Here is a 25,414-nt window from a genome sequence, read left to right on the forward strand (position 1 = left end):
TTTACAGCCTCTTTTGTGAAGCGTTTTGCTTCTTCTTTTGTCATATTGATCTTGATCTGCATTGACCTCACCTCTAGTATCATTTTGGCCACTTTTTATAAATCATATACATATCCTCTCCCTCCCTTTCATAGACTGTATTAGAGATTTTGAGAAAGTGTCGCTAACTTAAAAACTGAATTATTGGGGGGCATTATGGGAGGGAAGGTAAGGGTAAGGAAAGTTAGAAGTGATAAAAAAATTGAAGTAAAGCCTACCATTACGCTTGATTTAAATGATTGTATCGACCGCATTTCATATATTACAATGCAACCGATTCAAGATGTTGGTGCATATATCTGTGAGCAAGGATTAAAGTCAGAGGCGGTTATTAATAAGATGTTGCCATATTTTAAGAGGGATTTTTGGAAAAGTGAACACACGCTTATTAGAGGGGATTTGGATGCTAAAAGATTGATATTGAATCCAGAACAGCAAGAAACAACGAGAATCTCAATACGTTTCAAACAAACCACGCATAACCGAATTTATGACTTGGCTTATGCTTTGCATACAACTCCTTCTGGTGCCGTGTCTTTCTTATTAAAAACAGCTGTTTGTGAATCTGACATACTACAAAGATATTTAGCTGAGTACGTAGAGAAGAGATTAGATCCGAACAGAGCTGAACAGTTAAAACAAATTATAAAGTTTATAAACGAGAATAATGATTCAAACGAGGAACTGACATTTAGTATGGTTTTGTCTTATTTGATGGATCGAACAACTAAAGGTGCGAAGGATCTTACACAAGTATTGGTTCAATGGATTGATGAGACAACAAGTACATATAAAAAATAAATAAGCTGCGTACATTTTACGCAGCTTGGAGGCATATCATAGCAAATGTCATGTCATAGACATACATTGTAGACAATGACATTGTCTATATGTATGCTATATTCCTATGGAAAATTTATAGACAATATGCTTTATAATTTCATATAAAAAGCAAATCAATTCATCAATATTCAGCGTACTTTTTCAAAAAATGACTAAAAAGGGCTGTCCCTTCACATTTTGGAAGGATAGCCCAAGAACCAACTTTAAAAAAATCACCAAGCAAACTTGGTATGAGTTAACCTAAATATAAAGGATACATAAATTGTGCAGGACAAAGCTTGAATTTTAGAGAGTTAGTTTAGGGACTAATTCTGTTATACCCTCTTTATGTACCCCTCTAAAAAGTGCTGTTTACTGCCCTACGGCAAGCAGCGCTTTTTGTGTTTCCGAGGATGAAAGGAGACATTACATGTCTATGTATTCACGCGCGCTCTTTGGCGCACAACTCACTGAATCTCCCAAAAAGCAATAGACAAGCAAATTTATGGCTACGATCAAGAGCATGGCTAGGTATTCCTAAACAATGACTGTAGGTATGCTAAAGCTGTACGTACATATAAGGCTCTTTTTGCTGTTTCTTCTGGCTATACGCATTTCACACCCAATACGTTCTATCGTAACGATAAACGAAATGAGGCGTCTCTTCATTAACTCAATGCAATGGTTATTGATGTTGATGTAAAAGACAATGAGGAGAACAAAGGAATGAGCTGTACTGATGTGTTAGAGGGAGTAGAACGCGCGGGACTCCCTGAGCTATCCCTTATTGTTCAGACGCCTTCTGACGACTTTCATGTCTATTTTTATTTTGGGCATGCAAAGCGAGCATTCCCTGCTACGCTTGGGTTTTACAAGCGAATCTAACAGGAAATCGCTATGAGCATCGGCAGGGATCCCTGCGCAATTGGTGCAGAGCGCTGGTTTAGAATCTCGACATCTGATTATGTAATCTACGAGTCTACAAATCGTATAAACTTCCAGGAACTTGTTGACTAGATGATTATGGGGCAGGAAGGGCGCCGCCCTGGGAAGCCCGTAACGTTTACAAAGGAATTCCTATATTTTGCGACTCCTAGATGGCGCAACTAAAGGGAAGCGCGATAATACATGCTATACGCTTGCTTTAGCATTTAAAACAGCAGGATATAGCCGTGAAGCAACTGAAATTCGTCTTCATGAATGGAATGAGAAATTAGAGGCCCCTATGCGACTATTGGATGTAAAACGAAAAGTATGCAGTGCATTCTAAGGTTCAAAAAAGGGACCAGCAGCAGCTTATATATTTGCTTTCCGGCATGACACTCTCCTATCATGCTTTTTTTGGTCTTCTGCTACTATATAAATAATCTTATGGTAATTGAAATTATACAAAGGTGGGATTGTGACAGCGAGTTTCTACTGGTATATAATCTACTCGATATGTGGGATTTTATGCTTATAATGGTTTAATACGGAAATTTAGATAGAAGATTTGTAGGAAACACTTAAAGGGGGATTGGTAGTTTTGCTAGGAATCTATAGGAAAAGAACAACAATCACTATTTTAGCTATAATGCTGCTTTGTGGTTGTAGCTCAACAACAAATTTTAATCAACGACAGGAAGGAGGAACAAACAATATGGGAATTGCTTATTTTCCTCTTGAATCTAAGCTGGAATTACAAGGCGGTAAATTTATTTTCACAATCAAAAATCAAAATGATCGTCCTGAAAAGTTAGAAGTTTCCTCAGCCCTGGAATACGATTATAAAGTTATCGATCAAAGCGGTGAAGTACTGAAGCAACGTTCAAAGAACATGATGTTTGCACAAAGACTGAAAACTGTTACGTTAAAGCAGGCACAAGAGTTGGTGTATGAGGAGGATTACGGGAAAGTAGTAGAAGGGATGGCAAAAGGATCCTATACAATTGAGTTCTCTTCCACAGCGAAAGGAAAACAAATTCGTTCGACTCTAAATATTGACGTTCGGTGATAATAAATTAAAAACTATGTTTAAACGCCTCAGGATTCGATCTAAGGCGTTTTTTTACGTTTCATCGGTATCTACGGCGATTATACACCAGTATGTGCTATTAATAGTCTAACAATCCAAAGGGATTCCCTTATAAATTATCGACAAGTTCAGCAATTCAAAGGGATTCCCTTATACTTTATCTAATGTACCCATAGGAACGACATAAGAACGGGAGGAGGAACGGCACCGGTCATGACTGAGGAACGTTTGAACGGTAAGAGTGAATCTTTTGAAAAGCTTGATAAAGCGTATTTTACAAAGGAAGTTGCCGCTACATTAGGGATAAGTGACAGCTACTTACGTAAGTGGTGTTTGGAACTAGAAGGGAACGGCTATACGTTCGTAAAAGTGAGGGATGGCAAAAATAAAGAGAACCGTGCCTTTACTGAGCATGACGTCATCGCTCTAAGGAAGTTTCAAGAGCTCATTGGGAACGCAGGAACGAGCCGTTCCAATGTTGCTAAAATCATTGTACAGAATTATAAAATAAGTGATAGGAACGGAGGAACGGGAAGTGTTCCAGCACCACTATTTCAATCAAATGATAGGGATAAAGCCTTACAGGAACTAAAAGAATTGTATTTTAACGAATTGAAAGATCAACTAAAGGAACAAATCAAAGAGGAATTAAAAGCAGAGCTAAAACAGGAAATGGAAAAAGCCATGACCACCACGGAGGAACGGTTTGAGGAACGGCTAAATAGCCATGACCGACTACTTATGCAAACAATTCGTGAAATGCAAGAGACAAAATTACAAATAGCATCGGCACAAAAACCCCGATGGTGGGAATTTTGGAGAAAGCAATGAATTCCTTATCAAATGAAACCCCTCTCTTGGGGGTGTTTTTTATTTTTGGGCATAAGGACAGCAATACTCTCTTTTTCAGAAAATGTATAATCGTATGATTTCTGTTTTTGACAGTAAGAGTTTAGTATTCATTCTAGTAAATTAAAAAACACACATTTTTAGGGTGATTAAAAGAAAGAACAACAAAAAGTTTTTTTATCTGTTTGTTCCTGTTTAATATATTATTCTTGTTTATATCTTGTTTATATCTTGTTTATAAGAAGCTTGAATCCTTGGGGGACAAGCTATTGAAGAGTTAAACCTACACGTTTTTAGGGTTAAAGCACACATTTTTAGGGTTAAAGCACACATTTTTAGGTTCATATTAAAATTGAACCTACACGTTTTTAGGGCTAAAACACACGTTTTTAGGTTCACATTAAAACTGAACCTACACGTTTTTAGGGCTAAAACACACATTTTTAGGTTCACATTAAAATTGAACCTACACGTTTTTAGGGCAAACCTATACAATTTTGAAATTGTATTTGTTTTAAAGTTTTAAAAACAAACGTTTTTTTGTTTGCGTTTTCTTTTGGGGGTTTTATACTTATAGGTAAGTGGTACATATTTTATGGAGTGTAAGGATGGTGTAGGGATGGCGGAAGGAACTAAAACACTTGTCTTTAAAGATTCGAATCTAGTTAGTAAATCCAATAGCATTATTGAAGCTTCCTACAAATTAGGCTTAGTAGAACAAAAGGTTATTGCAACTATTGCTTCAAACATCAGTCCTTCTGATAAGGATTTTCAAACATATACTCTATCAGTTAAGGAATTTACAGCATTAACTGGCTCCAAAGCGCGAAGTATGTATAGTGACATGGAGAAGATAGTAAAGAACCTTATGCAACCTTTTAATTTCATCAACAGTGAGGGGAAGAAAACAACAATTGCTTGGTTATCGAAAGCTACATACAACACAGGTGAAGGAACAGTGACTGTCCGGTTCGATCCAGATTTAAAACCATTCTTTCTTTTATTGAATGAAAAATTTACTAGATACAGGTTGGGTAATATTATTCGGCTTCGAAGTAGCTACTCCATCCGACTATTCGAACTGCTGAAGAGTTATGAGGGGCTAACTGAGCGAACATTCACCTTAGATGATCTAAGGAGTAAGTTAGGAGTAGGTGACAAGTATCCCAAATGGATTAATTTTCGCCAAAGAATTTTGGATCATGCTATGAAGGAAATTGGAGAAAAGACCGATATTGTTTTCGAATACATAACTATTAAAAAAGGGCATTCTGTAAATGCAGTCAAGTTCAAGATTCGAAGTAATCCCAATGTGAAAATTCAAAATGAAGTCATTGAAAATAAGGTGCGTAAAGTTGTAGAAAATAACGAGGTTCTAGAAATTCAAAAGCTGGGACAGGAAATGGGTTTAAAGTTATCTAAAAAGGTAATTTCAGCATGGTTGCAATACGGCCGAGAAAATGTTGTCACGTTAATGGAGAGTATCAGGTACAAGTCCAGTATTGATAATCCAATTGGCTATATTTCATCTGTCCTACCTAAATTGAAGGAAAACGAAGTAAGCGAAGAGGATGAAAACGATATTATACAGAAAGCAGTAAGACAAGTGATAATAGAACATATTCCCCAGAAGAAAGTTCGTAAGGTCGATATGTTACCAGATTGGCAAATTCAATTAAATGCAATCGAGATATTTTCTAAATTTATGACAGATGCGGAAGCTCTAGATCTTTGGAATAAAAAGGGGAAAGAAATCACAAATGAAATTAACGAACAAAGAATCAAGATGATGTATTAGTAATTTTAATTCCTTCTTCATTTCCTGATTGTATAAATACAAAAGGGAAATCTTTTTAATAGGTTCTTAAACATGCTGATTCCTGATAAGCTACATTGTTCTTTGTTCAATTAACTCATCTTTATTTTACGAGCTCATGACAGAGGCTGATAAGGCAGCAAAAAACGCTACCTAACAGCCTCTAGTCACCGCACCGGCACTATTCAGGCCGATAACTCACATCTGTACGCATCTAAGATGCTACAGTTGCTGAGTTCCTGTCCCTCATTTAACGTACCGGTCGGAGCGTAAAACCTAAAAATCAGAAGCAATCCTCATCGGATTGCCTTTATGGCTGTTCAGCTTCTCCGCTGGGGAGGCTGGCTAGCCGAGATAGGCTACCACAGAGAAACGCTCGTCAATTCGCCAAAAACACGCGAATTGCTCCACTTCGTTCCGGTTTTTCTCCGAAAAACACTTCGCGCACTCTCCCTGTGGTCCAACGCCAGTAACAGCCAGCCCCTACGCTCCCGAAGCTGAACAGCTATAAAACCCAAAAAAACCTAAAAACCTTTAAAAATACAAACCTCTAATTATACTAAAAATATCATAAATTACTTTACAAAATAATATATATTTGGTATAATTTATTTATAAGGAGGTGAGGGAAAGCAACAAATTATATAAAGGAGCAAATCTCCAAAAGCTCTATAAAATAACCGATTCTATTATGTTTTGAAGGAGCGAAAATACATATGGAAAATCAAGTGATTGTAGAAGTTGTGAGAATGAAACAGGTAACTAGAAAAGTTCGTGGATTTGATTCTGTACGAATTACCAGCCCTCAAATAGCTATCACTGTGGCACGCGCATTAGCAGAAAAATTTATTGCTGATGAAGACCGAGAGATATTTTTTGTAATAGGCTTAAATACTCAAAACTTAATCAACTACGTTCAAAAGGTTCATATCGGTTCTCTTAATGCATCGCTTGTACACCCTCGCGACGTATACAAATCAGCTATCACATATAATTGTGCGTCTATAATAATTTCGCATAATCATCCATCAGCTATACGTCAAGGCTCAAGATTAGAGCCTTCCAAGGAGGACCTGGAAGTAACAAAGAGACTTGATGAGGTCGGAAAAATAATCGGCATAGAGCTAATAGACCATCTGATAGTCGCAGGAACTAAATACTACTCTTTAAAAGAAAAGGGCTATCTTTAAGGAAGTGCCAGCCGGTATCTCCGGCTGGTGATATTCTCACGCAAGTAAACTTTGAAATTGATTTTCTAACATTTCAGGGAGTGAAATGTTAGACAGAATTTGAATACGATAAACAAGGTAGATTGAAATATAATACAGAATTGCACTTTAACCACGATAAACCCTATACAACCAAGGAACTAGCATACATTTGTAAGTATTATACTAGGGGGCATGTTAAAACCCTTGCATTAGATGTAGGCAGAACAGAAACGATACTCAGGAAAACTGTTTATCGGTTGAAAAAGAATGGATTGTTTGACTATTATAAAAATCTAACAATTTCATAGAAGCACAATTGTAAAATCTTATTTATCTACCTTGTTGTGCGATCTGCAGCAAGGTAGATTATTACGATACGAATAGATGCGTTGTAGCAAAGCTCCAACGCGTTGATTAAACAGGGTGGGCATCGAGCCCACCTGGGGATGTGAGCTTCTACCGAACCTCACATCTTGAAAGCTAATTCAAAGAAGAAAATAAAGTACAGCAATGCCACGTGATGTTTGCTACCCATCACATAACAACTAATCCTTGTTTTAAGTAAATTTCAATCTCATAGAAGCAATATTGCTTCTATTTGAGCAGTCATGCTATACTACCTAGGTGGTTAGTCATAAAGTTCCTCTTATACTTTGTGATTATCATCTTTCAAAATATTTAAAATCGGTTATGTATGGTTCTGTATTTTTATATGCAGGGCCAATTTTTTTTTGCACTTTTTCACACTTTTACCTATCCCCCACATAAGGGCTCATGGCAGTGGCTGGTAAGGTAGTAAAAAACGCTACCTAACAGCCTCTAAGCCACCGCACCGGCACTATTCAGGCCGATAACTCACATCTGTACGCATCTAAGATGCTACAGCTGTTGAGTTCCTGTCCTTCATTTTACGTACCGGTCGGAGCGTAAATCAACCCCCCACACCCCAAATCCTTGCAATGCTAGGTAGGTAAACATAATATTTCTTAGCATGACTATCTTTAAAGGCTAAAAATTCTGCAAGGAACGGGTAGTATTTTTTTCGCAAACCTCGCGAAAAAAATCTCCACCCTCAACAAAGAAAAAGTCGGCTCCTTAATCGTCGCCTAAATTGCTGTTGCCATTTCTTTTTCTCTGTTTCCTTGCACAATTTTTTTCGGCTCGTTTTGGCTCTTTCGCCAAGCCGACGACCAAAAGCAAGATTAAGGCTATCGGCTTGCACGAGCGATTATACGAGCCGAACCGCCAGATCATCCGTTCATTGTGTTGCTCTCTCTCCTTATGCCTATACGCTAATGTAGGGGCTCTGCCCCCCACACCCCCGGCCGCCTCTTCCCAAAAGCAAGGGGGCTTCAGTTATCAACATACAAAAGAGGAAAAAACCTTTTTATATACCAAAAATATCTTAAAAAACTTTACAAAATAATATATATTCGGTATAATTTATTTATAAGGGGGTGAGGAAAAACAACTAATTATACAAATGGGCAAATCTCAACTGCTCAATAAAATAACCGATTCTACAATATTTTGAAGGAGTGAGCCTTTTTGAAAAAGGACCAAGTACAGGAGATAACAAAGGAACTCGAACAAGGAATTAAACAAATTTTCGAATCTGAGAACTACACAAACTATTTAAAATTTCTTTCCACATTCCGTAGTTATAGCTTAAACAATACAATTATGATTTTCTTGCAGCGTCCAGATGCTAGCCTAGTCAAAGGCTTTCAAGAATGGAAAAAGCTCGACAGATACGTAAAAAAAGGTGAAAAAGCTATCAAAATCTTGGCTCCACTCATTAAGAAGGTTGAAGATGAAAAGACCAAACAGGAGAAAAAAGTCATTTACGGGTTTCGGAGGGTTTCAGTATTTGACGTTCAACAAACGGAAGGAAAGCCCCTTCCGGCTCTCCCAGTTGAAAGAATTACTACTGAACATGAAAATAGCAGACTGTTATTTGAGACACTTGTAAATGCTATTGATTGTCCTGTCAGTCTTACTGATACTGGAGAAGCAAACGGATATTACAAATTAGATACGCACGAAATAGCTATTCAGGAAAATTTGGCTGCCGATCATCAACTTAAAACATTAGTACATGAATATGCCCATTCTTTTTTACATCGTAAGGGAGGAGAATTCGAAAAGGTAACAGCCCCAATTCGTGAGGCGCAGGCTGAGTCTATCGCATTTGTAGTCCTCAATTACTTCGGAATTGATACTTCTCAATACAGCTTTGGATATATCGCAGGATGGTCGCAAGATCCTAAAATTCTGTTAAAGATTGCGCAAGAGGTAAAAGGAACCTCAGAGCAAATCATAGATTTAATTTCTAGTAAGCTATCCCAAAAGCAAGAGCAACAAGGACAAACGGCATAAAGTTTGCCCCTCCTGATAGCATAATCAGGAGGGGCGAAGATTACGATTACTGTACTTTTAAAGCTTACAATAGGTCATTCTTATAGGTTCATCGGAAAGGAGAAGGGATATGGAGCAAATCAACATTTTCGGAGAAGCAGAACCGGTTTGTATAATCTCGAAAGTGAAAGAGAAGCGAAAACCTAAGCCCAAAAAAGAGGAACCTTTTAAGGCACCGATTGGGCAAACAAGTGTATTTGATTATATCGAGGATCTTCCTCAAATCGGTAAAGTATATGGTGTAAAAATACAACCTAGTTATTGGTGGTGGCTATCAACATCACGCATTATGGAAGTGACAGAGCGACAGACGGTGAAGCTCTCTTTAACGTATGGAGGAGAGAAGCACTTTGCTGAGTGGACATTAAAAGAGTTTTGGGAGAAACATAAAGCGTACACTGCTGACCTTGTAGCATACAAAAAAGGGTGAAGTTTAATTATACAACAATGATTATGTGGTTAGAGTTATAACCTAACTAAAAAATCTATCTCGAAAGAGGGGGAATTATGAATCAAATATCACTGTTTGAATCTCTCGATTACGAACGAACTTTTTATACAGCTGGCGCCATGTATGCTAAAGTGCCAAGTGATGAAATAATGACTTCTCCTGGTAAATTAGGTGATGGAGTCATTAAGCCAGGGGAATTTATCAGACAGTTAGGTGAAAAGAAGCGGACTATGTTTGAAATGCAGGAAGGACATTATCTTCGCTATGTAGGTAGAACGGAGGGACTGATATTATTTAGTCCTGATGATTTTACAGCTGGAGATATATACTATGCCTTCTTTTATGTTGATGAGCAGTGCTTGTTGATAGGAAACAGCAAAGGTATGAAAGATATTCGGATGAACAAGCTTGAGAAGATGAAGCCATGAAAGTGAGATGTATAAGCGTAGGGGATACCTCCACATTACAGATCGGTCAGGAATATTTCCTTTTTCCTGCTGGACCCAATCATTACTATGTCAGCCGGTTTAATAATGTTGATGCACATTTCGGCTGCTATCAAGCAAGGTATTTTGACTTGATGAAGGAGACAGCATTAGAGTTTCGAACAAAAGAGGATAGGTTCATAGGTACAAGTGAAATGGACGGTATACGGTTGAAGAAAGGAATAGTATATGTACTTGGTCCGGTCTTGTATACATGGGGTAGAGTACAAGAGAATTGCCCTAGTCATTGTTATGTGTATGAGATAGAAAAGGATTTTGAGCGATTTATAGGCTGCTTTCCGATTTCAGTATTTAGGGATATTCATCTTTATAACGACAAAGCGATTATCGAAAAGGTTGCTGAGGACCAAGAAGAACAGCAGGAAGCAGAGCAAAGCGCACCTGAAGATTCTGAAGTCATGTCAAAGGAGAATCCTATTGGGCTAATTGAAAGGGAAAATGGCCAGTTGTCTTTCTTTTAACCGATACCTGATTTTGTAGGGAATTTAAGCATGAAAACTAATAAAGCTGCTTAATCTATAACAAAACCTGAATTAAATCGTAATTTGATTGTATACTAGAAAAATCAAAAGTAAAGGAGAGGAACTAAATGTATCAAGAGCAAGAAAAGCGCATAATTGTTCCGAAGGGCAAGGAAGAAAAACTTTACGTTATTTGATTTTTTAATGTAATAGAATAGTTACTATTTCCAGAGGAAATCATTAATAATCTACAATGCTTTTAGATTCAAAATATTTAAAATCGGTTATAAGTGGCTTGCGATCAGATCGTGAGCCTATTTTTTTGGTTAACTAAATGTAATTAATTATTGTCACTTTTATGATTCTTATCACATTTATTATACCAAAAGTATCATAAATAACTTTACAAAATAATATATATTTAGTATAATTTAATTATATTTAAAACAGAAAAAAATCGCTGATAGTGGACTTTTAATATAACCAATACGTCTAATCAAAGGGGATGGTTAGTGTGTTGCCTACTCGTAAACTTAAAAGTAATTTAACAGTAAGTGAGGTTATCGAACTTGTTAAAATGTCCGTTTCTGTCGAGGATGTAGCATCTCATTATGCTGGAATAAAAGTTGCTAAGAGATCTGGGAAAGTGATAATGTCTTGTTGCCCTTTTCATACTGAAAATACTCCATCGTTTGCGATTTACTTTAGACAAGGTAAATATAAATGTTTTGGATGTGGAGAATACGGTGATGTTATCAACTTTGTTGCAAAATACGAAAAGGTATCCCTAGCACGCGCAGCCTACAAAATAGCCGAAGACTTTAATCTGATTAAAGCTTCTGATGATGCAATTCGCAGTCAACTTGCTAATCTTGTGGCTCGTAAAGAGGAGTGGCAAAAGTTTAGAGTTCGTGAAAAGACTACTTATGACTGTTTACAGAGAATGAAAAGTTTATTCGAGGAAGAAGTTAAAGCTTTTAAAACAATTGAAGAGATAGAATCTAAGGGATATTATCATGATTATTTACTTGTAACCAATTGTTATATGGATCTTATGGACGAAACGAATCCCAAACACACGCAACTCAGAATACGAAATGTTGAAGAAATCAACAACTGGATAGAAAAAAAGTTGCTTCCAGTATTAAAAAATATGATGCAAGAATAAACCTTTCGATTAAATTATATATAATTAGTATATTTTAAATATGAATTCCAAGATACTGAACGCCTCGAATTTTGTTTGTAAACCAAGGGAGTAGTAAAACTCTGGAAAACTATAAAAACAAAGGAGAGAGGAATATGAAAGCTGTGAAGCCATTTATCGTATCCTATTCATATGAGTGGAAAGGGCAATCTCAAAAAAGCATAAGAGAATTTTTAGATTTTTTATCGGCTTGGAGCTTTGTTCAAGCCCTTATCATGCAGGGAATTGTAAAATTATCTCAGTATCAGACGGAAACATTTGTGCAGATAGAGGAAGAGGAAGACGGTGAGGAACGGAGTTTTGAATACTTTCTAAGTGCGGAGAATGATATGTTTGTGGAAATTCTATTCCTTATTCCCATCCAGCAGGTGCAATTTAATGAACGGGGGTGTTTTCGTTAAATATGAGTAATCTGTTTTCTGACAATGAAATGCAAGCAATCATTCAAGATCTCTCCCGGCCAGCAAAAGTGATGCTGGCACGGGCCTTCTTGCAGTCTAAAGATTACGTATTTAGGGCTTATAGTAATAACAAATACATACAGGAACTTACTATAAAAGGAATTATCATCGAAGTATATGAAAAGCGAGGGATAAGCAGTTTCAAAATTTTGCCACTTAATTACAAGCTTGCTAGACAGTTTAAAACAGAGCTGGAGAACATCAAGAGAAAGAAAATGAAGGAGTGAACCAAATGCATTATTGTTCAATGTGTAATACTAGCATGAAAGTAGATAGAAGAAATTACCCTATAGAGAAGCATTGCAATTTCTGTGGCAGCTCCCTTTACAATGAACTTACCGGTTTTCCTATTGTTGTTCTAGAAGGTGCACGATATCAGAGGAGGGAGCTTAAACAGTCGGTGAATTTAAACGATGCAGAATGTCCAGTCAGTGTCTTAGACACATTCCACACTTATGACTTATATTTATTGCTACGTTTAGTACGAAATCAGAGACATGTTTTGTATAAGCAATTAGGAGAAGCAAATAAAATAGGGAGTGCTGAAGAAAAGCGTTCATCCTCTAGTTTGTATGATTATTGGACTCGAAGACAAAATGTGATCGAGAATGTGTTAATCGACCGTGAAGGGTACTTCCCAGCTCGTATTACTGATAAATTATTAAGAGAGAAATTGGAGTTAATCACAAAGAACCAGCAACAAAGTATGAGAAGTGCAAAACAAGCAGCTAGTAAATAGTTATACAAGAGCCGTGAGATGATCTCACGGTTTTTGTATAAGGCTTCGTTAAAGAATGCTGTTGATTTTCTTGTTAAACTGGCAGGTTAGTTGAAGAAAAAATTTTTAACTTGTTCAACAATCGGGCGCAATTATCGATGATTGCGCTCATTTCATGTTTGGGCCAAGTTGTTGAAAAACATGTATTAGAAAAATTTTATGGAATGAAGAGATTGTAAAAATTATTACTTAAACTAACCTTATAATACGAACGGGATAGTTTAAAAAGAATAGGTTAAAAACTGTTGAGTATTCAAATCCTTGATACTGGTTCACGAATTAAAGTAAGAATCAGCGTTATAGCGGTGTCATTTTATAAAGTCAAAAGTGAAAAAAGCTATAGTCTAAAAAAGGAATGGTAGGGTTTCTTCCTGCCTGCTCTATGCTTTTATTTCCGTGCCATCCTTAGGTGTGAACCGGGTATCATTTATATTCATTCTTTATTAGACAGATCTGATAAAGATGGCTTGGGATATATTTCATTAATTAGCAGTATCAGAGCTTCATTCAATTCATACCGTGCAATTTTCCCAGCGTACTCTGACTTACGCATGTAGTCAAGTGCACTATCTTTGTTTTCAAATTCGCGTTTCTCTGTTCGATGTGGTGATATAGATATAAGGTAAAGGTCGAATAGACAATGAAAAAAATTAGGGAATCCCTCTGCCGAAAGAAACTTGTTAATAGATTCTCGCATATCTTTCCTCATGTAGTTGGCTTCATTTTCAGGATGTGTAATTCCTCTTAGGGCTTTTATAGATTCGCCATTCAAGCCCACATAAGAACACGTTTTCTCTAATGAAAACGAATCTTCATCGGTTTCACCAGTGAGATAGCCAACATCTACACCTAAAAAATCAGCGACTAAAACCATATTTTCAAAATCCGGAAAATATTTTATTCCATTTTTGGCATCACCCAAATTCACCCATCTGCTAATGGTTTTTTGAGTGAACTGAGTATTGTACATATTATTTAAACCACATGCAAATGACTCTTGTGTGTATCCGTTGTCCTGAATACATTTTTTTAGCCTCTCATTCCAGCAACGCTGATTTTTATTTATTATGTCGTTCATGGGATAATATCACTCCTTATATAGCGTATTATAACCCATTTCTATTACTTGAAGTACCTATAGATATGATGTTTAATGAAGATGTGTCTAGAAGATCTCCATTTACAGAAAGATAGATAAACGAAACAACCAAGGAGCAGTTTAAGAAAAAGGGAGGAAATATATGAAAGGATAAAACGATTTATGCTGAGGGTAGGTCAACAATTCAAAAGAAAAAAAGTTTCTTTGAAAAGGTCAAGGAGCACAAGGCTGAAATTATCATCACTGGTGTTACTATTACTTCAATAGCTGGAGCTGTTTTGACTGCAATAAATCGGAATTCATTTAGGGGCCATTATGTAACTAACCTTATTAAAGAAAGGCGAGAAAGTAAATGATGATATCATTCCTCATGTTAGCGAAGCCATTGAAAATGGTAGTAGCATTCCGTCCAATGGAAGAGTTATTGATGTTAGCAAACAAATTCGAAATCTCCCAGAGGGTTGGAAAGCATCTTCTGAAAAGTTAGACTCGGCAATAAAAGCGGAATTATACTTGGAGCTCATCAGACATGGGTCGATGATTATTCCAAGTTATGCGCATGAATATTTTTGGAGGTTGAAAAGCTATGATAAAGTACATTGTAAAAATGATTGACAAATATTCAGGTGAAGTATTGGATACCGATGATGAAAAGTTTGACACCTATGCAGATGCTGAAGAATATAGCATCGAATGCAGTTTAAATTACGCTACCGGTGCAGAAGTATTGGAGCTTGCTGGAAGACCATTCGGCAGTCCAGATGATATCGATTTTGTTGTTGAAGAGGTAGAAGTATAATCTATAAACATATTATTACCTACTCTGAGTAAATTTTGATACAATAACACGCCTCACGGCTTTCATAAAAACCAATAGTGAGGCGTTACGTTTAATTTATATATAAAACGAGAGCATTTAGCTAAAATATGGAATTAGTTATTCCTTGTATTAACTGTAGAAAGAAGCTAAATCATCTTATTGAATCAACAGCTAAATGTTACCGTATCAACCCAGATTCCCAAAGAGTTAATAATCATAATTAAAGTTGAATTTGAGGAACTTAAGAAATAAGAACTTGCTGGTGTATATTGGAATATGAAGGATTTGGAAAAACGCTTACGCTGTAAAAGCGAATGGATAAAAGAAAATATACTATATCCATCAAGTTTCAGAAAAATTCTTGATTGTGAAAATGGTGGATTTGTTTTCTATCCCAACACAAAAGGACAAGTTTGGACCTTTCACGCAGTGAAAATGGCAGAATTTCTCGATAAGGATTTTAGCCGTATTTTTAAATCGTGAAACGATGATTTTATGGATTAATGGCCTGTTGCTTATTCCGCAATCGGGCGTGATTGTGGAATAAGCGTCCCTTTTCTTATTTAACGGGGTGCTTGAGTTGAAGAGCGAAGTCAAAAGAGTCGATGTAAAAACATCGGCTTTTTTCTTTCACAAAAAACCAACAATGAAGTTTAACAGAGCTTTTTATAAATAATACGTAACTATTACTAATTTACTGTTTTAGATATTTTTGGTATAATATAAACAAAAAACATGAATAATATTAAAAATAATTTCGCTTTAGATAGATAATAAAAGGGGTCGAGGTGTTCCGATGACGGAGAATAAATACAATCAAAGTCAATATTTGTTTTCGATTAATCAAGATATTATAGAGAAGTTCCAAAATAATTACCCTGCATACTCCAGAAGTCGTGTTATTCGCGAGGTTTTAGCTAACGCACATAAGAATCATGATCTTTATATTAGAGAAAACCGTGATAATATCACAGTTTATAAACTGAATCTAGACAACTCTTCAAGTGAAATGCTCAATGATCTTGTTGCTATCTATTCAGCAAAGAGTAAAAAAGCTATTAATCGTTCCCAAGTTGTTGAAGCTATATTAGAAAAAGCTGCTGAAGATGAAGGGAAATTTAAAAAGGATAATGAAAGAGTTGGAAAAATATTTTATGTAGAAGAAGATGTCCTAGACAAAGTAAAAGAACTAACAAAGGGTAAAATTCTCACTCATGAAATTGAAGATTTTATTCAAAATCATTTTGAGTCAGTAAAAAGTCCGATTGATTCTCTCAAGATGAAGTCTGATGAGTTACAGCAATATCGTATAAATATCAATAAAGATATTCTCGTTAAACTAGATGAAGAGAAAAAACGAGCTACTGCAGAACATAAAGTTAAGGGGATTTCTGTGCAAATCATTTTCCGAGAAGTGTTACGGCAATTACGTGATTATTTACTCGAACATAATCCGACAGAAGAGCAGCTAGAAAATGAAATTGCAGCTAGAAAAGCTATTCTTGCAGAGCTGGAACGGGAAGGATGATTCTTTATGTCAGCTGAAAGACCTTATATTATCACACAGTTTTATGTAGAAGAAGATGTGATGGCAGAGGTTAATAAATTTATATTGGGCGCAAGAAAGTTACGTTCTGAAATCGAGAGTTTTGTAAACGAACAATACGAAAGCATAACTAGTCCATTAGACAGCTTGCGTATTCCGTCTAATCTTTTAGTCGCTAGAGCTGTTAACCTTGATCCTAACGTAATCAAAAAATTAGAAAATATTGCAAGAGAAGCTGGGGAAAATGTCTCAACGAATATGGTATTTCGAGATATGCTACGACAATTACTTAAGCATCTTAAGCAAAAGACGATTGAACAACTGCGGCGTGAGATCCAAGAGCGTGAGCAAAAACTTAAAAAATTTGAGAAACAAAACGAAGTATAGCTTAAAAGGGAGGCAAAGTAGTATAAAAGTTACTCGCCTCTTTTTTGTGCAATTAATCCCAAAAATTTACACCAAAACTGTATATAAATAATATAAAAATGGTATAATTTATAATATAAAAAACCTTAATTTTAGGGGGGAGAATATGTATTGTGTATTAGCAGAGAAGCCAGATCAAGCTAGAAAGTTAGCAGCGCCATATAAGCATAAGAATTGTAAAACTCACATCGAGATTGAAGATTCGTCATTTCCAGGAGGAAGAGGTGTTGTTGTATGGGCTATCGGCCATTTAGTACAATTGGTACCTCCAGAGACTTATAAAGACGAGTGGAAGGAGTGGAAGCTTGAAACGTTACCTATCATTCCAGATTCATTCAAATACGAGGTCATAAAGGATAAAGCAAGCCATTTTAGAATTGTTCGAGATAAGCTGAAAGAAGCTAATAGTATTATCATTGCCACAGATCCAGCGCGCGAGGGTGAACTAATCGCAAGGTTAATTATTAATTTAAGCGGTTGTAAAGGGAAGGACATAAAGAGGCTTTGGTGTGCTTCTCTTACTGAGAGTGCGATCAAAGAGGCGTTTCGTAGCTTAAAGGATGGAAAATCGACAGAGAAATATTATGCTGAAGCAATCGCTAGATCGCATAGTGATTGGATTGTAGGACTATCGACAAGCCGACTATATACAATCTTGATGCGTGAAAAGGGAATTAGAGATGTTTTTTCTAGTGGACGCGTTCAAACGCCAGTTCTTTGTATGATTAATAAGCGTTGGGAGGAGATTAATACTTTTAAGCCAACTCCATATTGGGAGATTTTCGGAACATTTATTTCCAATAATCAACCATATGAAGGTAAACTGCAAAACGATACTAGTAACCGATTTTTAGAGAAGGAAAAAGCCCAGGAGATTGTTGCTGCTTTAACTGGAAAGAGGGCAACTATTAAAGATAAGGTAACAGAGTTAAAGCAAACGCAGCCACCAATGCTTCATAGTCTGTCAACTCTTCAAACTGACCTTAATAAAAAATATAAGTATTCTCCTCAACAAGTATTAGACCTAGTACAGAAACTTTACGAGCGTGGTATAGTTAGCTATCCACGTACCGCGAGTCGTCATGTTACACCAGCTGAAGCAGAGCAATTCCCAATTATATTAGAAAGTCTAAAAAAACTAGATCAATATAGCCATCTTGTACAGTTTGCCGAAATTTCTAGTAATAAGCGTTATGTAGATGCATCTAAAGTAGAGGATCATTTTGCGATAATTCCAACTGAACAGCTGCCAAATATTCAACAACTTACCCAAGATGAATGGAACGTATATGATACGATTGTTAAAAGCTTTTTAGCAATTCATCATGAAAACTTCAAATACAACCAAACGACTCTTCTTACACATGTAGAAGGCTATGAGTTTAAAACAACAGGTAGAGAAATTGTGGAAGAAGGATGGAAGAAAGTTTATGGAGGGAGTCGAACTGAAGATCCCGAAGATGATAAGGAGGAAAATCAAACTATTCCATCGATCGATAAGGGAGATGAAGTACAAAATAAAGAAATCCAAATAAAAGAAAGTTTGACAAAGCCGAAGCGACCATACACAGAAGGACAACTTATATCTTTGATGGAAACTGCCGGTCGTCAAATAGAATCTTCAGACGAAATAGACATTAAATTAGGGGATTTATCCATCGGTACTCCAGCTACAAGAGCTGGAATCATTCAGACCTTAAAAACGAGGGGTTATATCTCTGTAAACAAGAATATAGTGTATGTAACTGATAAAGGAAAAATATTAGTAGAAGCTGTGCGCGGTACTGTTCTGGAGAGTGCAGAAATGACAGCAAAATGGGAAAGTGTTCTCCGAAAGATAGGTACCACTCCAGATAAAGCTTTTAACATGTCTCAGGCCTTTGTAGAGAAGTCAAAAGACTTAACTAGAGTTTTAATCAAACAAGCCTTGGAAAGTCGTAGTAAATGGAATCTAGATGCGTATTTAGAAAATATAAAGCAAGAACAGGAGAAAGAACATCAAGGATTAGGCGTATGCCCGAACTGTAAGAAAGGTAATATTAAAGATCGGAAAAATTTCTATGGCTGTACCGGTTATAAAGACGGATGTAAGTTTACTTTAACAAAAGAAATTCTAGGAAAAAAAATAAGTGAAGCCAATGCCGGAAAGCTTATATCCGGTAAAAAAACCGGATTAATTAAAGGATTAAAGAGTCCAAAAAGTGGAAAAGAGTTTGATGCTTACCTAGTTTTGAAGGATAATAAAGTTACATTTGAATTTCCTGTAGTTAAAAAGATCGAATTTAAAGGAACACGTAAAAAAGCATAACATATAATAAAGCTAGGATTTTGCTTATCCAGCGAAATCCTAGCTCAAAAAATAAAGGAGGTGATAACAGTGAAAGGACTATATGATATTTTAGATTTTGTAGCTCCAGTGGCATATATCTTATTTACGCTCGTTATGTTCGCTGTGACGTTCGCAGTCATCTATCTTACAGTCAAACTAGTTAGGGGAGGATTTAAGACCTTAGAAAGAAAATTGAGGATCAAAGGAGGATTTATGAGTCTTTTGTTCCGTATAATGTTCCTGGTATTTGTGTATCAATCCATATTCTTCTTATTTTTGTTCTATAAGTATAAATTTACTTAAGAAGCCCAGTATTCATTTATGATACTGGGCTTACTTATGCTTATTCTTTATTAAAGACACAAACATTGTCTCTGCCTTGTTTCTTCATTTCTAGCGTATCACCAGATTGCTTAATCTCATATGTTACAGATTCAATTCCAAAATCAAGTTTATATTTATTATCCTCTATTTTCTCATAAGTCCCGCTTTCATTGTTACCATTTCTAGAAACGGCAGAGAAGTTTTCCCCGTCCATAAATTCAAATTCGTTGTAGGCACAACCACCATCATACTTGCCCATTTTCCAAACTCCCTGTATTTCATTGTTAGAACCACAAGCAGCTAGTAAGAAGACCATAACTGCTGTAAATATAAACTTTTTCAAAATCTTGCACTCCTTTCAATTTATTTTATGTATAGAGAAAGGTTAATGTCATGGACATTAACCTGCAATCTTCCTGCGAATCACATGTTTTACAGCTGTAGTGAAAACTCCGGCTGTTGTACCAACTGCTGCGCGACCAACACCGCTGGAATATACAAAACTTTGAACGATGCCTGGCATTTTTAAAATAACTAGAATTAAAGCAATAGTTGTCATTGCATTTGAGAAGTCTGACAGCTTAATTGCTGTTGAAATACGTATCGTCAGTACCAATAACAAAATCTGAATGACTTGCGTTACCACCAGTGAAATTAAAAATCTCAGCCACGCTGAAAAGAAATTAAACTCATCATTTAAATTTGTCATGACAGCAATTGGACCAAGAATAAATGCTACAATTAACTCACCGAAACGAATCAAGAACTGCAGACCGAGTAAGATTAAACAAACGCCTAGCCCTAGTAATACTAATGCGAGCACCATGGCTGTTGATAGCATATCTTTGTACTGGCTTAGACTTTCGGTTGGAATAAAGTTCTCTAGAGGAACACCACTGCTTGTAATGTCTTCGACAGACCATTTACCAAACAATAACATATACTCAAAGATGGTAGTCAAGTTTCCTGCAATAAGAGTTGTAAGGATTAATTTAACTACTATTCGTTTTGTTTCTGTTGGATCTTCATTTGCCATTACAAGAACACGTAACAATTGGTAGATGAAAAATAAGAGTACGAGTGCCCAAGCTAGCTTCTTTACTCCTTCATATGCCCCACTAATTTCTGTATCGTTTATGATTTTACTTGGATCGATAGCGAAGTTATCTAAAAGCTTGATTGCTTGATTAATAATTCCTTGTGCTAGGTTTGCGAAGTAGTTCGTAATATGGCAGCCAACATCGGTCAGCCCACAATCTAAGTCTCCTAATTTCTCAGGTTGATTATAGGGCTGTACTTCTTGCGGTTGGTTATTTTCATTTTCAGCATAAGCATCTCGTTGTCCAAGACCGGAATTTAGTAGGGCTATAAATATAATTCCTAGGACTACAATTAATCTTTTAAGTCCAGCGACATTTTTAGTAAAAGGAGTTATTACCTTACCAGCCAGAGAAAAAACGTGTTCCACTTTTTTAAATATATTTTTGAATGATTCATTCACGTTACTTCCCATCCTCTCTTTATGAAGAGCAGCAAGTCTTATGCTCCTTTGAATTTTTCTAACTGTTGTAAGGATGAAAATTTACTCACCCTCCACACCCCATTTTCATATGTCAATTCTATATCTGCAATGTTTGGGGTTTCGCTTTTTACACCATTCACAATCATTACTTGTTCAAATTTCACTAGTACCTTTGCTAGATTATCTCTTTCTTCTGCCGGTTGATGAAAAACGACTACATCTTGTAAGTTACTATTGATACTAATTTTAGTTTCGCCTTTAAATTCAGATGATCCAGATCCGGCCGGAAACAGTTGATTTTGTACACCTTGCGTACTAATGTATTTCAGTTTATTGAGATTTGGTGTATCCTTATAGCTATACAAAGCTTCTAAAAACTGTTTTACGGTTCGTGAAACAGTTTCTTTTTTATTATCTCTAAGAGCATTGTAGTTACTTTCAAGTTTTGTATACTTATCTTGCAATTCCGTCTTTTGATTGTATTGGTAGCCGTTAAGCGCTAGGGAGGCTACCAATACAATCCCGGCAACTAAGCCAACTCGCATCTTTTTCAACCCCTCTTATTTCACTCGACCATAGGCTACAATCTTTGGTTTCCAGTAATTGTCCAATTCCGAGTAGCCTATACCGCTATTGTTACTGTCATACATTCTATTACCTCCAAGGAAAATTCCAACGTGCGTCACGTAGTTATAGTCAGCAGTATGAAAGAATATAAGATCCCCAGGTTTCAAGTCTGCTTCATTTATCCGTGTAGTCGCCTCGTATTGTTCTTGTGCAGTTCGAGGTAGTGATATACCGCCTGCTACACGGTACACATAGGACGTTAATCCAGAACAATCAAATCCTACAGTCGGATTATCACCAGCCCATTGATACGGCCATCCCTGATACTTCAAAGCCTCAGCCATGATCCTTTGAAATACATCATCACCAAGAGCACTCCCACCTCCAATATCACCTACGGAAACAGAAAGATAGCGCCAAACATGCTCAACATAGCCGACGTCGCCGTAGCAGAAGGGCGACTCTTGCCAAGATGAGCAGCCCCACCCTAACTTCTGTGTCATCATAGCTGAAAATGCTTTTGCTAAATCGAGTGTATATTTACCACCATTTCTAGATACATAATCTATAAATCCGGGCCCGAAATTATAGCCCTGTAGAACAAGTTTAATACCATCCGTATCAGCAGGGCTTGTGACGTTCGCCCGTTGTAGAGCAGCTTTAAACTCTTGTACACCACACCAAATACTGTACATAGGATCTTGTATACAATTGGGTTGTTTGCAGTATTTTGTGTTAAACGCCCCCTCTGAAGACTGCATTGGATCATTTCCTCGCCCACCTGATTCTTGAGTCATAAGGGCAAGCATTACGGGAACAAAAGCTTCTACGCCAAACTCTACGGCATATTGTCGAACAGCTGGTTCCCATCGCTCCACCTCTGGAGGAATGTCTGAATTCCCAAATCCTCCACCAGGAGAAGAGGGGGGGTGTATTAAGAGTCCACCCGAAGATAATAGAATCATAACTGCAAATAGACCAAGTACTGAACCGATAATGACCTTACGATTACGATAAAGAAATGCTGCTGTTGCGACTGACATAAGCAACCTCTCACACGATGCTAACTAGCTCAGAGATTTCTTTTCTAGTTTCGTGTTTATATGTTTTGTAGAATCGGTCCTCATCCCACAAACGTAATTCTTCCTTAGTCATTTCCACTTCGAGAGCAACCCTTGTCGAACCGACAACGAAAATTCCCTTTCCGGCATATTTAGACTTATTAGCATCTTTCATAACAAGAATATTTTCCTCTTCCTCTGAAAACGATTCAGAGGCTTTGGTTTTTAGAGCATCAAATGATTGCTTTGTCATGGCTAAATACAATTTAGTTGAACTGTTGTACATAATTGCTTCACCGTAGTTACGAGAGGTGTCAGTAGCACTTAAGAAATCGTCAACTTCCTGAGTGGCTGATGTTACCCCGCCACCGAAGCTACGGATAAGTTTATACATGTTGAATAGGAATTTCATAGCGAGTGGGTTATTTGGATCAGCCAAAACGTGAGCCTCATCAACATAGATATGTTTTAGTTCTTTATCCTTTAATGCATCATCTTTTAAGTAAGTCAGGATATTAAACATCGCTACTTTTCCAAGTTCATCCTGATCAAGTTGTACTAAATCAAAAATATCAAAAGCTATTAAATCATTACTCAAATCAACGTTTGTTTTCCCGTTGAACGCTTTACTATAAACCCCTTCTGTATATGGATACAACACCTGATAGAAAGAACTTAGCAAACCGAACTCTTGGGGAGATTCATCCATTAAATCCTTGATCCTACTGTATAAATCCCCTAACGTAGGAAAATCCTCCGGTTTCATTTTTGTAAAGTCTGTAGTCCACGTAATATTCCAATCTTCGTACAGCTGCACTAGCACCTTCTCTAGAACTGATTGTTGCACTTGATCATCTTTAAGATCTTTATACATGATAGTAAACATGGTTTTAAGATTGTTGATCTTTTGATGTAATATAGACTGCATTTTATCATCTTCTAAACTTGTATTTAGAATCTCTAATGGATTGATAAGGTTATCCGTTTGCGGAGAAATCCTAATCCATTCTCCTCCGATTTTCTTAAAGATACGGCCAAATTCCGATTTTGGATCGACTGTTCGAATTTTAGTTCCTCGAATCCACTTCCTCATCATGTCCGTAAACAGATAAGTAGATTTTCCAGAACCTGTTGTACCAACAACGAAAGAGTTTCGATTAATCAACTTGCTTTCATCTACAATGACAATGCTTCGAGTTTTAATATTTTGACCTTTGATAATACCGCGATCGGAGAATACTTCCGAGTCAGAGAAAGGAAAAAGAGCTGATAAAGCTTCCGCATCGAAGTTACGGTATGTCATTTCTTCAATCTTATTGTTCGCCAGTGGTAACGCACTATAAAAGGCATCTAGCATTTTATAATTTGGTGTAACTACCTTCATTTTTTCACTAGTTTGTGTCTTTACAATATGTGTTAAATGATTCAATTGATCTAAAGAATCAGCCTGAATATGGATTAACATATGCTCGTAAAATAGTTCACTGTCACCATTAGTCAGTTTATCAAGGAGGATATTTGCATCTCGAAGTTCTACTTCAATTTTTCTTCTATAACGATGTGGGAGACCTCTTTCATCCAAACGACTTTCAAGTTCTCGAATTGCCTTATCCAGGTATATGATTGTTTGTTCGGATGATGTTGGTCGGATGTGATGACTAATAGAAATGTTGCCTTCGAGGTTATGTAATTTATCTAAGAATCCTGCGTAAATATCTGTGGCAAAGTATGCTACAGCTAGTGTTCTTGTATAATTTCCTCCGAGCCGGATGTAGTCTTGAGTTTCCTCTACTGAATCAGGAGAAAGAAGATCCAAGAATACGTTATTACTTTGGATAACGTATTCAAAAGGATTTTCGGTTTTCTTTTTACTGAATAAGTGTTTTAGCACCTAGAATACCTCCCTTTACTCGTTATTCGTACAAGTATGAATTTTCCTTCTTTTTAAGGCGTTCAGCGGCTTCTAACAGGCTTCGTTTCCCGATAATGTACGGTAAGTCTAAATCGTCACCTATATTGTTAATTTGAGCATTCTCATAATCCATATATAAGTGCAGCATTTTCTTTAGCTCTTCATTAGAAAGTTCTCGCGCTTCTAGTTTGTTTTCATACAGCATTTCTTCTAATTTTAGCTTTATGTCTTTTGCATAAACTTCTAAATTTTGAATTGCTTTCTCTTTTGAAGATTCATCAGTAAATGACTCGAAGATAGCCACATAGCAACTTCTTCTTGTCATATCCCTACTTTCCTGAATTTTCTTCGCGAATTCAATATAGCTTCCCATCATGAGCTTTTTGTGCGGATTTGTGATCGTTTTGTGGTTCTCCTGAAGGTCGAAGATATAGCTTTTTAAGTTAATAGGCTCGGAAATTCTAGAGATTTGAATAGGACGCCTTAAAGACTTCAGAAAGGATTCATATTGTGCCAATACAGCAGCCTGTTGATTGTAACTCATTAGTGTTGTATTTACCGAACTAACATATAAAATTTTAACAACTCGGTTATCTGTAGTTTCTATAAGCTCTGAATAAATATTTCGTACAGGAATGAGATCCTGTACGAGTTTTTCTTGTACCTCTTGCTTTTTTTTCTTGTGTTTACCGAACATATATCAGTGTCACCTACGCTCTCTTTTTGTAGTGGTAAACCTTCTGTCTCTTATTGAAGTCCAGTATCCACTTTAGCT

At 36.6% G+C, this 25,414-nt stretch carries 26 protein-coding genes and 1 pseudogene; 20 read left to right on the forward strand and 7 right to left on the reverse strand.

Annotation, left to right across the window (positions count from 1 at the left end):
• Positions 1-195 precede the first annotated feature (195 nt).
• The 15 genes from AC6HZ4_RS27260 (at position 196) to AC6HZ4_RS27330 (ending at position 12,994) form a co-directional block, all read left to right on the forward strand.
• Positions 196-840: a hypothetical protein gene (locus tag AC6HZ4_RS27260; protein WP_497495938.1), complete on the forward strand. Its 645-nt coding sequence runs from the start codon at positions 196-198 to the stop codon at positions 838-840.
• A 747-nt stretch (positions 841-1,587) separates the two neighbouring features.
• Positions 1,588-1,746, forward strand: coding sequence for a hypothetical protein (locus AC6HZ4_RS27265; protein WP_497495939.1), 159 nt, complete (start codon positions 1,588-1,590; stop codon positions 1,744-1,746).
• A 199-nt stretch (positions 1,747-1,945) separates the two neighbouring features.
• Positions 1,946-2,131 carry a primase C-terminal domain-containing protein gene (locus AC6HZ4_RS27270; protein ID WP_497495940.1) on the forward strand — a complete coding sequence of 62 codons (186 nt, stop codon included), beginning with the start codon at positions 1,946-1,948 and terminating at the stop codon, positions 2,129-2,131.
• 369 nt (positions 2,132-2,500) lie between these two features.
• Entirely contained in the window at positions 2,501-2,854 is a 354-nt protein-coding gene (locus AC6HZ4_RS27275; RefSeq protein WP_497495941.1) for a BsuPI-related putative proteinase inhibitor, read from the forward strand.
• A 234-nt stretch (positions 2,855-3,088) separates the two neighbouring features.
• The gene (locus AC6HZ4_RS27280; RefSeq protein ID WP_497495942.1) at positions 3,089-3,706 is read left to right on the forward strand and encodes a DUF3967 domain-containing protein; all 618 of its coding nucleotides are present in this window, start codon (positions 3,089-3,091) and stop codon (positions 3,704-3,706) included.
• 637 nt (positions 3,707-4,343) lie between these two features.
• A complete protein-coding gene (locus tag AC6HZ4_RS27285) occupies positions 4,344-5,522 on the forward strand; it encodes a replication initiation protein (RefSeq protein WP_497495943.1) in 1,179 nt (392 codons plus the stop codon).
• A gap of 734 nt (positions 5,523-6,256) precedes the next feature.
• Positions 6,257-6,730, forward strand: coding sequence for a JAB domain-containing protein (locus AC6HZ4_RS27290; RefSeq protein WP_497495944.1), 474 nt, complete (start codon positions 6,257-6,259; stop codon positions 6,728-6,730).
• Positions 6,731-8,299: 1,569 nt separating this feature from the next.
• Positions 8,300-9,130, forward strand: coding sequence for an ArdC-like ssDNA-binding domain-containing protein (locus AC6HZ4_RS27295; protein ID WP_497495945.1), 831 nt, complete (start codon positions 8,300-8,302; stop codon positions 9,128-9,130).
• Positions 9,131-9,239: 109 nt separating this feature from the next.
• A complete protein-coding gene (locus AC6HZ4_RS27300; protein WP_497495946.1) occupies positions 9,240-9,599 on the forward strand; it encodes a hypothetical protein in 360 nt (119 codons plus the stop codon).
• A 77-nt stretch (positions 9,600-9,676) separates the two neighbouring features.
• Positions 9,677-10,048 (forward strand): hypothetical protein, encoded by a 372-nt coding sequence (locus AC6HZ4_RS27305; protein ID WP_497495947.1) that lies wholly within the window; start codon positions 9,677-9,679, stop codon positions 10,046-10,048.
• A complete protein-coding gene (locus AC6HZ4_RS27310) occupies positions 10,045-10,587 on the forward strand; it encodes a hypothetical protein (RefSeq protein WP_497495948.1) in 543 nt (180 codons plus the stop codon). Before AC6HZ4_RS27305 ends, AC6HZ4_RS27310 begins: the two co-directional genes overlap by 4 nt.
• A 514-nt stretch (positions 10,588-11,101) precedes the next feature.
• Positions 11,102-11,755, forward strand: coding sequence for a CHC2 zinc finger domain-containing protein (locus AC6HZ4_RS27315; RefSeq protein WP_497495949.1), 654 nt, complete (start codon positions 11,102-11,104; stop codon positions 11,753-11,755).
• A gap of 134 nt (positions 11,756-11,889) precedes the next feature.
• Positions 11,890-12,195: a hypothetical protein gene (locus tag AC6HZ4_RS27320; protein WP_497495950.1), complete on the forward strand. Its 306-nt coding sequence runs from the start codon at positions 11,890-11,892 to the stop codon at positions 12,193-12,195.
• Between the two features lie 2 nt (positions 12,196-12,197).
• Positions 12,198-12,482 (forward strand): hypothetical protein, encoded by a 285-nt coding sequence (locus tag AC6HZ4_RS27325; RefSeq protein ID WP_497495951.1) that lies wholly within the window; start codon positions 12,198-12,200, stop codon positions 12,480-12,482.
• A gap of 35 nt (positions 12,483-12,517) precedes the next feature.
• Positions 12,518-12,994 (forward strand): hypothetical protein, encoded by a 477-nt coding sequence (locus AC6HZ4_RS27330; protein WP_497495952.1) that lies wholly within the window; start codon positions 12,518-12,520, stop codon positions 12,992-12,994.
• 472 nt (positions 12,995-13,466) lie between these two features.
• On the opposite strand, the gene AC6HZ4_RS27335 is transcribed toward AC6HZ4_RS27330, so the two are convergent.
• On the reverse strand, positions 13,467-14,111 hold the full coding sequence (locus AC6HZ4_RS27335; protein WP_497495953.1) for a helix-turn-helix domain-containing protein: 645 nt from the start codon (positions 14,109-14,111) through the stop codon (positions 13,467-13,469).
• A 607-nt stretch (positions 14,112-14,718) separates the two neighbouring features.
• On the opposite strand from AC6HZ4_RS27335, the gene AC6HZ4_RS27340 reads away from it, so the two are divergent.
• The 5 genes and pseudogenes from AC6HZ4_RS27340 to AC6HZ4_RS27360 all read left to right on the forward strand — a co-directional run bounded on the left by AC6HZ4_RS27340 (position 14,719) and on the right by AC6HZ4_RS27360 (position 19,232).
• Complete coding sequence (locus AC6HZ4_RS27340; RefSeq protein ID WP_497495954.1) at positions 14,719-14,931, forward strand: hypothetical protein; 213 nt, start codon at positions 14,719-14,721, stop codon at positions 14,929-14,931.
• 288 nt (positions 14,932-15,219) lie between these two features.
• Positions 15,220-15,435, forward strand: a pseudogene (locus AC6HZ4_RS27345) (DUF771 domain-containing protein); the annotation flags it as partial.
• Between the two features lie 313 nt (positions 15,436-15,748).
• A complete protein-coding gene (locus AC6HZ4_RS27350; protein WP_497495955.1) occupies positions 15,749-16,480 on the forward strand; it encodes a hypothetical protein in 732 nt (243 codons plus the stop codon).
• Positions 16,481-16,486: 6 nt separating this feature from the next.
• Complete coding sequence (locus AC6HZ4_RS27355) at positions 16,487-16,885, forward strand: hypothetical protein (RefSeq protein WP_497495956.1); 399 nt, start codon at positions 16,487-16,489, stop codon at positions 16,883-16,885.
• Between the two features lie 145 nt (positions 16,886-17,030).
• Entirely contained in the window at positions 17,031-19,232 is a 2,202-nt protein-coding gene (locus tag AC6HZ4_RS27360) for a type IA DNA topoisomerase (protein ID WP_497495957.1), read from the forward strand.
• 364 nt (positions 19,233-19,596) lie between these two features.
• On the opposite strand, the gene AC6HZ4_RS27365 is transcribed toward AC6HZ4_RS27360, so the two are convergent.
• From AC6HZ4_RS27365 to AC6HZ4_RS27390, 6 genes are read right to left on the reverse strand one after another with little or no spacing between them, the layout of a single operon-like run.
• On the reverse strand, positions 19,597-19,920 hold the full coding sequence (locus AC6HZ4_RS27365) for a membrane lipoprotein lipid attachment site-containing protein (protein WP_497495958.1): 324 nt from the start codon (positions 19,918-19,920) through the stop codon (positions 19,597-19,599).
• A gap of 57 nt (positions 19,921-19,977) precedes the next feature.
• The gene (locus tag AC6HZ4_RS27370) at positions 19,978-21,078 is read right to left on the reverse strand and encodes a conjugal transfer protein TrbL family protein (protein WP_497495959.1); all 1,101 of its coding nucleotides are present in this window, start codon (positions 21,076-21,078) and stop codon (positions 19,978-19,980) included.
• Positions 21,079-21,116: 38 nt separating this feature from the next.
• Positions 21,117-21,644: a YddI family membrane protein gene (locus AC6HZ4_RS27375; protein WP_497495960.1), complete on the reverse strand. Its 528-nt coding sequence runs from the start codon at positions 21,642-21,644 to the stop codon at positions 21,117-21,119.
• Positions 21,645-21,659: 15 nt separating this feature from the next.
• Positions 21,660-22,709, reverse strand: coding sequence for a bifunctional lytic transglycosylase/C40 family peptidase (locus tag AC6HZ4_RS27380; RefSeq protein WP_497495961.1), 1,050 nt, complete (start codon positions 22,707-22,709; stop codon positions 21,660-21,662).
• Between the two features lie 10 nt (positions 22,710-22,719).
• Entirely contained in the window at positions 22,720-24,618 is a 1,899-nt protein-coding gene (locus AC6HZ4_RS27385; RefSeq protein WP_497495962.1) for a VirB4 family type IV secretion system protein, read from the reverse strand.
• A gap of 22 nt (positions 24,619-24,640) precedes the next feature.
• The gene (locus tag AC6HZ4_RS27390) at positions 24,641-25,336 is read right to left on the reverse strand and encodes a TraC-like domain-containing protein (protein ID WP_497495963.1); all 696 of its coding nucleotides are present in this window, start codon (positions 25,334-25,336) and stop codon (positions 24,641-24,643) included.
• Positions 25,337-25,414 lie beyond the last annotated feature (78 nt).

Source organism: Ectobacillus sp. OTK, assembly GCF_059698935.1.

Coding starts and splice junctions, on each gene's coding strand:
- AC6HZ4_RS27260 (WP_497495938.1), top strand. CDS start 196: ATGGGAGGGAAGGTAAGGGTAAGGAAAGTTAGAAGTGATAAAAAAATT.
- AC6HZ4_RS27265 (WP_497495939.1), top strand. CDS start 1,588: ATGAGCTGTACTGATGTGTTAGAGGGAGTAGAACGCGCGGGACTCCCT.
- AC6HZ4_RS27275 (WP_497495941.1), top strand. CDS start 2,501: ATGGGAATTGCTTATTTTCCTCTTGAATCTAAGCTGGAATTACAAGGC.
- AC6HZ4_RS27280 (WP_497495942.1), top strand. CDS start 3,089: ATGACTGAGGAACGTTTGAACGGTAAGAGTGAATCTTTTGAAAAGCTT.
- AC6HZ4_RS27285 (WP_497495943.1), top strand. CDS start 4,344: ATGGCGGAAGGAACTAAAACACTTGTCTTTAAAGATTCGAATCTAGTT.
- AC6HZ4_RS27290 (WP_497495944.1), top strand. CDS start 6,257: ATGGAAAATCAAGTGATTGTAGAAGTTGTGAGAATGAAACAGGTAACT.
- AC6HZ4_RS27300 (WP_497495946.1), top strand. CDS start 9,240: ATGGAGCAAATCAACATTTTCGGAGAAGCAGAACCGGTTTGTATAATC.
- AC6HZ4_RS27305 (WP_497495947.1), top strand. CDS start 9,677: ATGAATCAAATATCACTGTTTGAATCTCTCGATTACGAACGAACTTTT.
- AC6HZ4_RS27310 (WP_497495948.1), top strand. CDS start 10,045: ATGAAAGTGAGATGTATAAGCGTAGGGGATACCTCCACATTACAGATC.
- AC6HZ4_RS27320 (WP_497495950.1), top strand. CDS start 11,890: ATGAAAGCTGTGAAGCCATTTATCGTATCCTATTCATATGAGTGGAAA.
- AC6HZ4_RS27325 (WP_497495951.1), top strand. CDS start 12,198: ATGAGTAATCTGTTTTCTGACAATGAAATGCAAGCAATCATTCAAGAT.
- AC6HZ4_RS27330 (WP_497495952.1), top strand. CDS start 12,518: ATGAAAGTAGATAGAAGAAATTACCCTATAGAGAAGCATTGCAATTTC.
- AC6HZ4_RS27335 (WP_497495953.1), bottom strand. CDS start 14,111: ATGAACGACATAATAAATAAAAATCAGCGTTGCTGGAATGAGAGGCTA.
- AC6HZ4_RS27340 (WP_497495954.1), top strand. CDS start 14,719: ATGATAAAGTACATTGTAAAAATGATTGACAAATATTCAGGTGAAGTA.
- AC6HZ4_RS27350 (WP_497495955.1), top strand. CDS start 15,749: ATGACGGAGAATAAATACAATCAAAGTCAATATTTGTTTTCGATTAAT.
- AC6HZ4_RS27355 (WP_497495956.1), top strand. CDS start 16,487: ATGTCAGCTGAAAGACCTTATATTATCACACAGTTTTATGTAGAAGAA.
- AC6HZ4_RS27360 (WP_497495957.1), top strand. CDS start 17,031: ATGTATTGTGTATTAGCAGAGAAGCCAGATCAAGCTAGAAAGTTAGCA.
- AC6HZ4_RS27375 (WP_497495960.1), bottom strand. CDS start 21,644: ATGCGAGTTGGCTTAGTTGCCGGGATTGTATTGGTAGCCTCCCTAGCG.
- AC6HZ4_RS27380 (WP_497495961.1), bottom strand. CDS start 22,709: ATGTCAGTCGCAACAGCAGCATTTCTTTATCGTAATCGTAAGGTCATT.
- AC6HZ4_RS27390 (WP_497495963.1), bottom strand. CDS start 25,336: ATGTTCGGTAAACACAAGAAAAAAAAGCAAGAGGTACAAGAAAAACTC.